We start from the raw sequence: 12,715 nt of genomic DNA, 5'->3' as shown, positions 1-12,715 counted from the left end.
AATGCACCGCCCCCAGCTTTCCCGCCTCGCCTGAGGTGGGAACCAGTCAAAGGAACAAACCATGGCCCAGTACACCCCCGCCGAACTTGCCTCCAAGCTCAAGGACGGGTTGCTCTCCTTCCCGGTCACCGCATTCGACGCGAACCTGGAAATCGACGAGGCCGCGTACCGCAACCACCTGGCCTGGCAGTCCAGCTTCGATGTCGCGGGACTGTTCGCCGCCGGAGGCACCGGCGAAGGCTTCACGCTGACCCCGGCAGAGGCCTCGCGTGTGGTCCGCATGGCAGTGGAAGAAGCCGGCTCCAAGGTTCCGGTGCTGGCCTCGGCCGGCGGTTCGACCAAGCAGGCCATCCAGAATGCGCAAGACGCCGAGGCCGCAGGGGCCGAGGGCCTGCTGCTGCTGCCACCGTACCTGACCGAATGCGACCAGGAAGGGCTCTACCAGCACGCGTCGGCCATCTGCGCATCGACGACGACCGGCGTAATCGTCTACAACCGCGCCAACGCGATCTATTCGGCGGACACCGTGGCCCGGCTGGCCGATAACCACGAGAACTTCATCGGCTTCAAGGACGCGCTGGGCGACATCGAGCACCTGACCAAGGTGTACGCCAAGAACGGCGACCGCCTGTTCTACCTGGGCGGGCTGCCTACCGCGGAGACCTTCGCGCTGCCGCTGCTGCAGCTGGGCATGAGCACCTACTCCTCGGCCATGTACAACTTCGTTCCGGAATTCGCGCTGGACTTCTACAAGGATGTGCGCGCCCAGGACCTGAAGGCGGTCAACGAGAAGCTGAACCGCTTCGTGCTGCCGTACCTGGAAATCCGCGACCGCGTCAAGGGTTACGGCGTATCCATCGTCAAGGGCGGGCTGAAGGCCATCGGCCGCGACTCCGGCTCGGTGCGCCCGCCGCTGCAGGATCTGACCGAGCAGGACCTGGCGGACCTGTCCGCGCTGATCCAGCAGGCAGGCATCGTTCCCGCCGGCGCGAGCCTCTGACCAGCACTGGCACTTTACGACACACCAATCAGTCGACTCAGGAGCAATTCATGAGCACAACCACGCAGAACCTCACCGGCCAGTCCATCCTCGCCGGCGCCAGCACCGAAGGCAACGGGCGCAAGGTCAACGGCTATAACCCGGCGACCAACGAGCGCCTGGAACCTGCCTACAGCCTCATCGATGAGCAGCAGCTGAAGCTGGCCACCGCTGCGGCGGCCGAGGCCTTCGAGTCCTTCCGGTCCTTGGAACCGTCGAAGCACGCAGAGTTCCTGGAAGCCATCGCGGAGAACATCGAGGCAGTGGGCGCCGAACTGGTCGCTCGCGCCATGGCCGAAACCGGCTTGCCCGAGGCGCGCCTGACCGGCGAGCGCGGGCGCACCACCGGACAGCTGCGGCTGTTCGCGCAGGTGGTACGCCAGGGCGACCAGCACGGCGTGCGCGTGGACCCGGCCCTGCCAGAGCGCACCCCGGCCCCGCGCGTGGACATCCGGCAGCGCAAGATCCCGGTGGGCCCGGTCGCGGTGTTCGGCGCGTCGAACTTCCCGCTGGCGTTCTCCACCGCCGGCGGCGACACCGCCAGCGCGCTGGCTGCCGGCTGCCCGGTGGTCTTCAAGGCCCACAATGCGCACCCCGGAACCAGCGAGATTGTTGGCCATGCCATCAGCAAGGCCGTCGCCGACTTCGGGCTGCACCCGGGAGTCTTCTCCCTGGTTTATGGCCCCGGCGCGTCGATCGGCCAGGCGCTGGTGAAGGATCCGGCCATCAAGGCCGTGGGCTTCACCGGTTCGCGGGCCGGCGGCACCGCCCTGATGGCCGCCGCGGCCGCGCGACCGGAACCTGTCCCGGTGTATGCCGAGATGAGCTCCATCAACCCGGTGATCTTCTTCGAGGGAGCATTGGCGCAGGATCCCGTTGCGCAGGCCAAGGCCTACTTGGCTTCTGTTGTCGGTTCTTCCGGGCAGCTGTGCACCGCACCGGGTCTCGTCTTTGTTCCCACTGGAGCTGCCGGCGACGCATTCGCCCGCGCCGTCAGCGGCCAGGCACCGGAAACTTCCGGGCAGACGATGCTCACCGAGGGAATCTACAATTCCTGGACCGCTGGTGTCCAAGCGCTCGGCAGCCAGGACGGTGTCGAACTGCTGGGCCGTGGCACCGAAGGGGCAACCGAGAACGCTCCGGCACCGGCCATCTACACCGCTGGAGTGGAGCAGCTGCTGGCCAACCCGGTGCTGCAAGACGAAATCTTCGGAGCCGCCTCGCTGGTGATTCGCTACGCCGATGCCGCACAGCTGCAAACCGCGCTGGGCCGGCTGGAAGGCCAGCTCACCGCCACCTTGCAGCTGGACGATTCGGATCACGAAGCCGCAGGGCAGATCATCGGGACGCTGGAAACCAAGGTCGGGCGCATCCTGGTCAACGGATGGCCAACCGGTGTGGAAGTGGGCCACGCGATGGTGCACGGAGGTCCGTTCCCGGCAACGTCCGACCCGCGGACCACCTCGGTGGGCACCCTGGCCATCGAGCGCTTCCTGCGCCCGGTCGCCTACCAGAACTTCCCGGACGCGCTTTTGCCCAAGCCCATCGCGGAAGACAATCCGTGGAAGTTGACCCGCCGGATTGACGGCGTCCTGCAGGCGAAAGGCGAATAATCCATGACTTCCCAGCCCACCATTGCCTCGGTGAAGGTCATCCCGGTCGCCGGGCATGACTCCATGCTGCTGAACCTCTCCGGGGCGCACGGGCCGTTCTTCACGCGCAATATCGCTATCATCACTGACTCCGAAGGCCGCACTGGCCTCGGCGAGGTACCTGGCGGCGAAGCGATCCGTTCGACCATAGAGGAGGCCGGCACACTGATTACCGGCGCCCCTGTGGCGACTTACCGTTCGCTGCTGCGCCAGGTGGCAGCCCGCTTCGCAGACCTCGATTCCGGCGGACGCGGTGCACAGACCTTCGATTTGCGCACCACCGTGCACGCAGTCACCGCACTTGAGTCTGCACTGCTGGATTTGCACGGCCAGTTCCTCGGAGTGCCGGCGGCCGAACTGCTCGGCGATGGGCAGCAGCGCGACGCGGTTCCGATGCTCGGTTACCTGTTCTACGTGGGCAACCCGGATACGACGGATCTGCCGTATCTGCGCGAACCGCAGGGCAACGACGATTGGGAGCGCTTGCGCCGCGAGGAAGCCATGACGCCAGAAGCCGTGGTGCGCCTGGCCGAGGCGGCGCAGGCACGTTACGGGTTCAAGGATTTCAAGCTGAAGGGCGGCGTCCAGGACGGGGACTCCGAGGTCGATGCTGTCATCGCTTTGAAGGAACGCTTCCCCGAAGCCCGGATCACGCTTGACCCCAATGGCGGCTGGCTGCTCGAAGATGCTATCCGGCTTGGCAAGCGCATGCGTGGAGTGGTGGCCTATGCCGAGGATCCGTGCGGCCCTGAGGGCCGCTTCTCGGGCCGCGAGGTCATAAGCGAATTCCGCAGGGCGACCGGTCTGCAGACCGCCACGAACATGATTGCGACTGACTGGCGAGAAATGGCGCACGCGGTGCGCACCAATGCGGTAGACATCCCCCTGGCAGATCCGCATTTCTGGACCATGTCCGGTTCAGTGCGCGTTGCCCAGCTGTGCAACGAGTTCGGACTGACTTGGGGGTCGCACTCGAACAACCACTTCGACATTTCGCTGGCGATGTTCACCCAGGTCGGCGCCGCTGCTCCGGGCGAGATCACGGCACTCGATACCCACTGGATCTGGCAGGATGGACAGGGCCTGACCGAGGAACCATTGGTGATTCGGGACGGAGAGATCAAGGTTCCGCAGCGGTCCGGCTTGGGTGTCAGCCTGGACATGGATCGGGTCGCCCAAGCCCACGAACTGTACCTGGAACATGGGTTGGGCTCGCGTGACGACTCGGTGTCCATGCAATACCTGATTCCCGGCTGGACCTTCGATTCGAAGAGTCCCGCGCTGGTTCGCTGATGGGCTGCCAGGGAATCTGAATAATGCACCGTGGACGGTAGAGGGAGCATTCGCACCCTCGCCGTCCACGGCTTCGAGAAGCCCCGGAGCTGGGAACACCAGTACCGGGCGGGAAAGGCAATATGCAAGGAGTTCTACAGGGATTCTCCGTTGTCTTGATCCTCATCGGCATCGGCCTGCTGACGTCGGTCGCGCTGCCGCGACAACGCGCGGCCATTGCCCAGGGGCTGACCCCGCTCATCTTCTACATCACCAACCCCGCCCTGATGTTCACTCTGCTTGCCAGCACCGATCTGCATGCGGTGGTTGGTGTATTCACCCCGATAGCCTTGATGGTTGCCGTGCTGACCGGCTCCGCTTATGCCTTGGTCGCGCGGCTGACCTTCAAGACTCCAGCTCATCGGCTGCCCGTTGCGGCCATGTCCACGAGTTATGTGAATGCTGGAAATATCGGTGTGCCGCTGGCCCTTTATGCGGTGGGCAGCACCAGTCCCGTAGTGTCGGTGCTCATCGCGCAGTTGCTGATCATCGCTCCCGTCTACCTGTGCATGTTCGCGGTGCTCTCCCGCGCCAAGTCCGGTGGCGCGGATAGCCTGCCCGGTGCGAAAATGATCCTCAAGCCCATCGCCAACCCTGTCACTATTGCGACCTTCCTCGGTGCGGTGTTCTCCTTCTTTGGCCTGGCACTGCCCGAAGTCATTCATGCGCCAGTGCAAATGATTGGCGACGCATCCATCCCCCTGTTGCTGATGTCCTTTGGAATGGCGCTATACGGCCAGCGTCCATTGTCAGATAAGAACCTGCGCGGCGAAATCTATCTGGCGACCGCGTTCAAGGTGTTCTTCATGCCTTTGCTCGCCTGGCTCGTTGCCCGCTTCGTTTTCGGCCTATCCGGAATCGAACTTCTCGGAGTAGTGATCATGGCGGCGCTTCCAACCGCGCAAAACGTCTTGCTGTTTGCCCAGCAATTCAAGTTGCCCGTCGCCGTGCCGCGCGAAGTGGTGCTGGCAAGCACCCTGCTGACCTTTCCCAGTGTGCTGGTCATTGCCTTCTTGCTGGGCTAGATACGTGCAGCACCGGTATTCGCGCCGGTGGGCATCTTGGGCCTGCCGAAGCAATCCGTTGCCAGCTGTCTCCCGAACGGTAACTCGGCGGAACTGATGGGCTGGCCAAGCGTCCAGCCGATGAGCTGGCAACCAAGGCGCTATCAGCCATCGCACGGTGCCGAATCCGGAGGGGCGCCATTTATTCAATGAATTAGCCAAGATACCTAGCACGCTTGGACCAAGGCTTCGACGCCAGGAGAGCTGGATCCCGGAATGTACTTCTAGCGTGAAACAACTTTGGAAAGATAGCGTTCGCTATGCAAATAATTATGTGTTTTCCATGGTCAGTGCGGATCTGAAAATTTCGAACTCCCCAAACATGCAGATAACCATCATTCATTTTTCGAATCTGCGAGTCCGCCGGGATAGTTCCACAGAAATATGTGAAACACCTTTTTAGTACATGAGCGAATATAAAAGATTTATTTGAGAAGTACTTCCTTTAGGAGTTGCCGAGCAGTTACGCTCCTACCGGCACACACCACATCGATTGATCACCGACCTTTGTGCGCCCAAAAACCCTACAAGGAGAACATCAATGGCACGTTTTTCTACCCCTCTTCGGAGAACCCTGGCCGTCTCCGCGGCCGTAGTGATCGGCATGAGCGGCTTCGGCGCTGGCGCCTTGCCAGCTACCGCCTCCCCCGTATCGGCTCCCGCTGAAAAGTCCCTCCCCAAGGCAAATGGCGAAGACAAGGTCAAGATCGGTTCGGTTCAATCAGGCGAGGCCTACGACCAGTTCATCGTCACCTACAAGGCTTCAGCCACGCAGACGGGCAAGTCCTCCCGCGCCAAGGCCTGGGGCAAAGCAGCCAAGGCAGCAGGCGTTACCGTCAAGGAAATGCGAGCCATGGCCACCGGCAGCTTCGTGGTGAAGGCCGACAAGAAACTCAAGGGCAAAGGCGCCAAGGAGTTCATGGCCGATATTGCGCAGTCTGGTCTCGTGGAATCGGTGGAACCCGATGCCATTATGAAGATTTCCATGACGCCTAACGACACCCGGTACGGCGAGCAGTGGCACTACAGCGGCACCAACGGGATGCGCTTGCCTTCGGCCTGGGACATCGCCACCGGCGAGGGCAGCATCGTCGCTGTCCTGGATACCGGCATCACCTCGCACTCGGACCTGAACGCCAACATCGTTTCCGGCTACGACTTCGTCTCCAGCTCTACCTCGGCCCGCGACGGCAACGGCCGCGACGCGAACCCCCAGGATGAGGGCGACTGGTACGCCGCCGGCGAATGCGGCGGCAGCTACTCGGGCAATTCCTCTTGGCACGGCACCCACGTGGCCGGCACCGTAGCCGCAGTCACCAACAACTCCAGCGGCGTGGCCGGAGTTGCCCCGGATGCCAAGATCCAGCCGGTCCGCGTCCTGGCCAAGTGCGGCGGCAGCCTGTCCGATATCGCCGATGCCATCATTTGGGCTTCGGGCGGTTCGGTCCCGGGAATTGCCAATAACCCAACCCCGGCAGACACCATCAACATGTCCCTGGGCGGTGGCGGCGCTTGCGGAACTACCTACCAGGCGGCCATCAACGCCGCGGTTCTGCGCGGCACCTCGGTGGTAGTTGCCGCCGGCAACGAAAGCCAGAACGCTTCGAATTCCCGCCCGGCCAACTGCGAAAACGTCATTACCGTAGCGGCAAGCAACCCTTCGGGCGCTCCGTCGTACTACACGAACTACGGCTCGGCCGTTGACGTCACCGCACCTGGTGGCGACACCCGCTACGCCGGCCAAGGCGTGCTGTCCACCATCAATACCGGCACCACTACTCCATCCAGCCAGGGCTATGCCTTCTACCAGGGCACTTCCATGGCCACCCCGCACGTAGCGGGCATGGTCGCACTGATGAAGTCGGCAGACCCTGGGATGTCCCCCGCCTCCGTGGAAACTGCGTTGAAGCAGGGCACCCGCGCGATGCCAGGCGGTTGCAGCATCGGTTGCGGCGCCGGACTGGTGGATGCCGCCAAGATCATGAATGCCCTGGACGGCAGCAACCCAACACCAACCCCGGAGCCAACTCCGGATCCGGAGCCAAGCGGCAACCTGCTGAAGAATGCTGGCTTCGAGAACGGGGCGGATTACTGGACCGCCAACCGCGCCGACACCTTCGAGTCCGGCTCGGCAGCCCGCTCCGGCAGCGGATTAGCTGGGCTGAATGGTTGGGGCAATTCCAACACCTACACCCTGGACCAGAAGGTCGCCATCCCGGCAGATGCCACCAATGCGCAGCTGGAGTTCTACCTGCATGTGCTGACCAATGAAACTACTGCCTATAGCCAGTACGACAAGCTGACCGTACAGGTTCTGGACGGCTACGGAACCTACAACATGGGCACCTGGTCGAACTTGGATGCCGGCTCGTCGTACGAACTGCAGGCTGTTGACCTGAACAACTTCCGCGGTAAGACCGTTACTTTGCGTTTCAAGGGCGTGGAAGACAGCTCGCAGGCTACCTTGTTCCGCATTGATGATGCATCGGTAGCCGCCAGCTAGAGGATCGACCAGAAAAGTCCACTATTACCTGCGCAAGCGCGGCACCAATCGGTGCCGCGCTTGCTGCGGGAAAGATAGGGATATCGCCTAGCTCAAGGTCCAGGAGCGCTTGGACAGGCCGTACCAGAAACCGTCAATTGCCGTCTTGGCATCAATTCCACCCGAGGCGTATGCCGCACCCAGCGCAACGTACAGCGGAGCCCAATGCTCCGAGCGCGGGTGCGCTTCGCGGGCCGCCGGGGCCTTGTGCAGGAAGTCGAGGATGGAGTCCACATCCCCGCGGGCCATTGCCTCCTCGGCCCAATGGTCGAACTCGCTGGAGGCCGATGGCGGCGCCGAATCCGGCCCGCCGGCTGGGTTGAACCAGCGCAAGTTGTGGGTGGTGAATCCGGAACCAACGATCAAGGTTCCCCGCTCGCGCAAGGGCGCCAAGCTCTTGCCCAGATCAAAGAGTCCTGCAGGATCCAGTGTTGGCATGGACATCTGCACCACAGGTACATCCGCATCCGGGAACATTTCCTTCAGCGGCACGTAGGCGCCATGGTCCAGCCCACGCGTCTCGTCGCGCTCCACGTGATGGCCATAAGCCGAGGTCAGCCGTTCGACTTCATTGGCCAGCTCGGGCGCCATTGCCGCATCGTAGCGAACGTCGTAGTACTTCTGGTCGAAGCCCCAGAAGTCGTAGACCAATTCGTTCTTCTGCTGGGTAGCACTCAGCGTCACCGGCGCATTTTCCCAGTGCGCGGAGATCATCAGAATATCTTTCGGCTTCTCGAAAGTGCCGGACCAGCTAGCCAGCTCCTGGGTCCAGCGCTGGTCGTCGGCCAGTGGCGGTGCACCATGGCTAAGGAACAAGACGGGAGGGGTATCGGATAGCTGATTCATGATTAAAAACTACCAACCATTAGTTGAAGCGTCAAGCTTTATTTTCATGAATCCCGATATCCAATTCATGCAAGACCCTCAATGCTCTCCAAGAGGGCCGTGGACAGTGCGGACAGCTTCGCCGCACCACGTTGGGTCCAACGCCAGCGGCAACGGAGGCCATGGCTTTCTTGCTCTGCTTCTGAGCGGCGGCGGGAATCTATTGCTTCTCTAATCACGAATGCAATTGGCAAGTCGGTCCTAAGCTGCGCCGGAGCAGTGGAACTGTACGGCTTTGCAGGCATCAGGCGTTGCCTGGCCAGTCTTTTCCAAGCCATTAATTACGCTCAGCTGGGGATTCGCAGTACGTTCAACACTTCGGCTTCGAACGGCTGCGGTCTCCAATATCAGACTTATTGACCATTAATCTTTAGAATGGTTTGTATGCAAGAAGAAGAACTGATGCAGACGGTCGAAGAAGAATTCACCGCCATCTTATTGCGCGCCCGCCAGATGCTGATCCGTCGCGCCAAGATCATCCACCCGGACCTGCAGGATCCGGGGTACCGCTTGCTTGCAGTGGTCATCCGTGATGAAGCCCAGCAACAGGGAGCACTCGCAGAAAAACTGCGTCTGGACAAGGCGACTATTTCCCGCCTCGTGCAGCACCTCGAGTCTCTGGAACTTGTCACCCGCACCCAGGATCCTTCCGATGGCCGAGCCCAGCTGGTCTCGGCAACAGAAAACGCCAAGGAAAAATGGCGCTCCAGCGGTAACACGCTGCGTGAGGAACTGCGCCGCCAGCTCAAGGAATGGGAAGCCTCCGAACTGAAGAATTTTGGAGATCTCCTGCACCGCCTCAACGACAGTTTTGAACAGATTCTCTAGTCCCCGATCATCAGCTGAAGCCTTGGAGACCTTCTGGTTTCCAAGGCTTCAGCTTTTTAGGCTCACTCCATCAGCGCCAGGAAATCATCGGCGCTTAACGCAGCACTCTGCGCGGCTTGGGCAGTCTCTCCCAGGACATCATTGAACAGCTGCGTCTTCTTGGCCTGCAGCGCGAGCACCTTGGATTCGATGGTGTCCTTTGCCACCAAGCGATACACATAGACCGGACGAGTTTGCCCAATGCGGTGGGCCCGGTCAATAGCCTGGGCTTCGGCCTGCGGGTTCCACCATGGGTCCAGCAAGATGCAGTAGTCGGCGGAAGTGAGATTAATGCCGAAGCCGCCGGACTTCAGCGAGATGAAGAAGACCGGGAAATCTCCCTCGCTGAAACCGTCAATCAGTTCCTTGCGCTTTGGGCCAGTGGTGGACCCATCAAGGTATCCGTGCTCAATGCCCAGCTCTTCAGCGACGTCGCGTGCCTTGGCCAAGAAACTGGTGAATTGGCTGAAGACCAGAATCTTATGCCCTTCAGAAACCGCGTCCCCCATGAGTTCGCGCAGCATTTCCAGCTTCGCGCTCGGAGCATCGCCCTCGCCTACCAAGGACGGATCCAAGGCCAGCTGGCGCAGCAAGGTCAGCGATTGGAGAATCTGGAAGCGATTCGAATCAACGTCGTCAACCAGCCCCAGAACTTCTTGCCGCACACGCTGGAAGCGGCGGTCATAAGCTTTGCGGTGCCCCGGCTCCAGTTCGACTTCCAGCACCTGCTCGGTCTTCGCCGGCAACTCTGGAACGACCTGTTCCTTGGTACGGCGCAGCACGAACGGACGCAGTCGGCTCTTCAGGCGCTCCAGGCGCTCCTGGTCTCCGTCGGCAATGGGCTTCTGGTAGTTGTCCTTAAAGGACTTCGCACCGCCCAGCAGGCCTGGTGCAGCCAGTGAGACCAACGCCCACAGTTCCAGCAGGTTGTTTTCCATGGGAGTGCCAGTGACCACGAATTTGCACGGCACTGGCAGCTGCCGGGCCTGCTTGTAGCCTTTGGAGGCATGGTTCTTCAGTTGCTGGGCCTCGTCCATGATCATGACGTTGAATCCGGCGGCTTCAAAATCCTCATAGGCCAGGCGGAAGATCGTGTAGCTGGTAACTACCAATTGGGCGTCACCGATCTGCGACGCCATGCTTTGGCCGCTCTTTCTAGCTGTTGAAGTGATGCCGGTGACTCTCATCTGCGGCGCAAATCGCTGCGCCTCATTGATCCAGTTGCCCACCACCGAGGTAGGAGCCAGCACCAGGAATTTCTGGGCAGGATCCTCGACGCGCGCTTGTTCAAGGCAAGCCAGCAACTGGACGGTCTTGCCCAGACCCATATCGTCGGCAAGGACGCCACCGAGATCATGGGTACGCAAGAAGTTGAGCCAGGATAGGCCGTGGCCCTGATACGGGCGCAGTTCAGCGTTGAACGTTTCCGCTAGCTGGACCGGCTGCATTTCTTCACCGCTTTGCAGCGCCTTCATGGTCTGCAGCCACTGGTTGTGCTGGGCTTCGATAATGCCCAGATCCACCAGTTCTTGCCACCAGTCGATGCTCAACTTATGGATGCGGATCGTATCGCCCTGCACCGTGCCCAGCTCCCCGGCCTCTGATATCAGCTGGCGCAGCTGCGTGAAATCTGCACCATCAATCGGGATCACCGTAAGGTCATCGAGGACGAGATACTCATCTTGCTTGGTCAAGGCCTCCAGCAGCAGTGGGAACGGGACCTTGGTCTCGTCCAGGAGCACTTCCACAGACAAGTCGAACCAGTCCCCCGTGCTTTCGCCGGCTTCGACACTGACAGCGGCCGGGGCGTGGCTGATCCGGTACTTCGGCAGCCTGTTCTGCTCTTCAACGACCACATCGGGATGCTCTGCCAATAGCGGCAATGCGTAGACCAAGAAATCGATGGATTCGGAGGTGCTGAATTCCTTCGGCGGGAAGATTCCTGAAGAGGTCAGTTGCCCCAAGGAAGCCTGCGCGCCGAGCTTGTCCTGCACCGAAGCAGCAATTTCCTTTTCCACGGCATACTGGCGGGGGCCCGCGGAGGCGTACTCCCAGGAATAGCTCACGGTCAGCGGAGTTCGGATGCTCTCCAGGGACAGCTTGAGGCTGGGGCGTGCTGGAACAGGGATGCTGTAGCTGTCATCCTCGCTCTTCAACGGTGCCATCAGGCGCAATCGGTCCAGGTGCTGGCGCTCGAAAAGCTCAACGCCTTCCTGCGGGATGGATTGCGCACCGGATTCAATAAATGTGGCCAGTTCCTTCGTGACCGGTTCAGCGAACCGGGCCAAACCGATTTCCCTGGCCTTCGGCAAGGGGCTGGACGCGTAAGCCAACAAGGTCGGCGGCGTGCCTATGGGCAAGAGGTAGACGTGCTCTTCGCTCGGCCCGCGCAGCTTCCCTTCCATGCTCAGGCCATGTTCACCGCGACGCACATCCACGTGTGCCATGGCTGGTTGCTCGCTGAACTCCACCGGGGCCTTGGCCGTAGAACCGCCGTTGACGATCTGCACTCCAGCTTCACGCAGGGCTTCGAACGCATCCAGCAGGTCCTGGCCTGGAAGATCCATCAAGGAGATCCACTCCTTGGGATCCCACGAATGGCGATAAGTATCTTGTTCAACGTGTTCACGCAACCGGTCCAGTTCAACGACCGCACGACGCTGCTTCTTGGAGAACCGCGTATCAAAAGCAACATTGCGCCAGCTGATCCCGGTTTGGATCCAGGGGCTCTTGGTGCCCTGGCGGGCCGGGCGTGCCTGCAAGGTCAGCGCGTCCTCGCCGCCATAACGCGGTTCGCTTACCACTTTCAGGATCAATCCCAGCGGTTCTTCGGCAACCAGCGGCTCATCGGAAATGACTGGAAGCAGACGGTCAAGGGTACGTTCCCACTGCGGCTTGCTATTGCGTTTCCAAGCGTGGGGATCCACCCCGGAGTCGGAGACGAAAAAGCCCTGGTCTTCTTCGGTGGTGACCTCAATGAGCAAGGCGGCGACATCTTCACAGGACTGAACCCCCGGATGCTTGCCGCAGAAGCTGGTGAAGCTGATATTGCCCTCGGTGATTTCCAATTGGGCCATCACCGATTCACGCAGCACCACACCGGAGATGCGGGTAGATCCCGGTTGCATTACCCGGTTGGCGATCTGCACTTTTCCGGAATCACACAGGAATTGGCCCAGGTTGTATTCGGATTCGGTCACCAAGGTCTGGGCCGCAGAAAGTGTCAGCTGGAATTCCATACTCGCCGTTCATTGTTCGTGCAGTGGGCGCCCGAGAGCTAGATTCCATCTTAGCGAGCCGGAAAGCAAGATGCCCGGTGACGAAAAGTTACTTC

General features: G+C 61.0%; 8 protein-coding genes. 6 read left to right on the top strand and 2 right to left on the bottom strand.

Going from position 1 to position 12,715, the window contains the following annotated elements; translation table 11 throughout:
• The first annotated feature begins 61 nt into the window (after nt 1-61).
• From kdgD to ACP3TE_RS10770, 5 genes are all read left to right on the top strand, one after another.
• Nucleotides 62-1,000 (top strand): 5-dehydro-4-deoxyglucarate dehydratase, encoded by a 939-nt coding sequence (gene kdgD / locus ACP3TE_RS10790; RefSeq protein WP_105656281.1) that lies wholly within the window; start codon nt 62-64, stop codon nt 998-1,000.
• Between the two features lie 50 nt (nt 1,001-1,050).
• Nucleotides 1,051-2,652, top strand: a complete 1,602-nt coding sequence (locus tag ACP3TE_RS10785) for an aldehyde dehydrogenase (NADP(+)) (protein ID WP_402696927.1) — start codon at nt 1,051-1,053, stop codon at nt 2,650-2,652.
• A gap of 3 nt (nt 2,653-2,655) precedes the next feature.
• Nucleotides 2,656-3,984, top strand: coding sequence for an enolase C-terminal domain-like protein (locus ACP3TE_RS10780; RefSeq protein WP_402696925.1), 1,329 nt, complete (start codon nt 2,656-2,658; stop codon nt 3,982-3,984).
• Between the two features lie 122 nt (nt 3,985-4,106).
• Entirely contained in the window at nt 4,107-5,048 is a 942-nt protein-coding gene (locus tag ACP3TE_RS10775; RefSeq protein ID WP_402696924.1) for an AEC family transporter, read from the top strand.
• 580 nt (nt 5,049-5,628) lie between these two features.
• A complete protein-coding gene (locus ACP3TE_RS10770; protein ID WP_426733516.1) occupies nt 5,629-7,590 on the top strand; it encodes a S8 family peptidase in 1,962 nt (653 codons plus the stop codon).
• A gap of 87 nt (nt 7,591-7,677) precedes the next feature.
• Here ACP3TE_RS10770 and ACP3TE_RS10765 read toward each other — a convergent pair whose 3' ends face one another.
• Nucleotides 7,678-8,475 carry a dioxygenase gene (locus ACP3TE_RS10765; RefSeq protein ID WP_426733514.1) on the bottom strand — a complete coding sequence of 266 codons (798 nt, stop codon included), beginning with the start codon at nt 8,473-8,475 and terminating at the stop codon, nt 7,678-7,680.
• A 423-nt stretch (nt 8,476-8,898) separates the two neighbouring features.
• On the opposite strand from ACP3TE_RS10765, the gene ACP3TE_RS10760 reads away from it, so the two are divergent.
• Complete coding sequence (locus ACP3TE_RS10760) at nt 8,899-9,342, top strand: MarR family winged helix-turn-helix transcriptional regulator (protein ID WP_181148765.1); 444 nt, start codon at nt 8,899-8,901, stop codon at nt 9,340-9,342.
• Between the two features lie 62 nt (nt 9,343-9,404).
• On the opposite strand, the gene ACP3TE_RS10755 is transcribed toward ACP3TE_RS10760, so the two are convergent.
• On the bottom strand, nt 9,405-12,620 hold the full coding sequence (locus ACP3TE_RS10755) for a DEAD/DEAH box helicase (RefSeq protein ID WP_105656274.1): 3,216 nt from the start codon (nt 12,618-12,620) through the stop codon (nt 9,405-9,407).
• Nucleotides 12,621-12,715 lie beyond the last annotated feature (95 nt).

The organism is Glutamicibacter sp. 2E12 (assembly GCF_050030965.1).
Lineage (GTDB): Bacteria > Actinomycetota > Actinomycetes > Actinomycetales > Micrococcaceae > Glutamicibacter.
Note: the sequence above shows the minus strand (reverse complement) of the source record. Positions and strands in the feature narration are given on the sequence as shown.

What these genes read in the sequence shown, in the direction of transcription:
- kdgD (WP_105656281.1), top strand. Translation starts at nt 62, where the DNA reads ATGGCCCAGTACACCCCCGCCGAACTTGCCTCCAAGCTCAAGGACGGG.
- ACP3TE_RS10785 (WP_402696927.1), top strand. Translation starts at nt 1,051, where the DNA reads ATGAGCACAACCACGCAGAACCTCACCGGCCAGTCCATCCTCGCCGGC.
- ACP3TE_RS10780 (WP_402696925.1), top strand. Translation starts at nt 2,656, where the DNA reads ATGACTTCCCAGCCCACCATTGCCTCGGTGAAGGTCATCCCGGTCGCC.
- ACP3TE_RS10775 (WP_402696924.1), top strand. Translation starts at nt 4,107, where the DNA reads ATGCAAGGAGTTCTACAGGGATTCTCCGTTGTCTTGATCCTCATCGGC.
- ACP3TE_RS10770 (WP_426733516.1), top strand. Translation starts at nt 5,629, where the DNA reads ATGGCACGTTTTTCTACCCCTCTTCGGAGAACCCTGGCCGTCTCCGCG.
- ACP3TE_RS10765 (WP_426733514.1), bottom strand. Translation starts at nt 8,475, where the DNA reads ATGAATCAGCTATCCGATACCCCTCCCGTCTTGTTCCTTAGCCATGGT.
- ACP3TE_RS10760 (WP_181148765.1), top strand. Translation starts at nt 8,899, where the DNA reads ATGCAAGAAGAAGAACTGATGCAGACGGTCGAAGAAGAATTCACCGCC.
- ACP3TE_RS10755 (WP_105656274.1), bottom strand. Translation starts at nt 12,620, where the DNA reads ATGGAATTCCAGCTGACACTTTCTGCGGCCCAGACCTTGGTGACCGAA.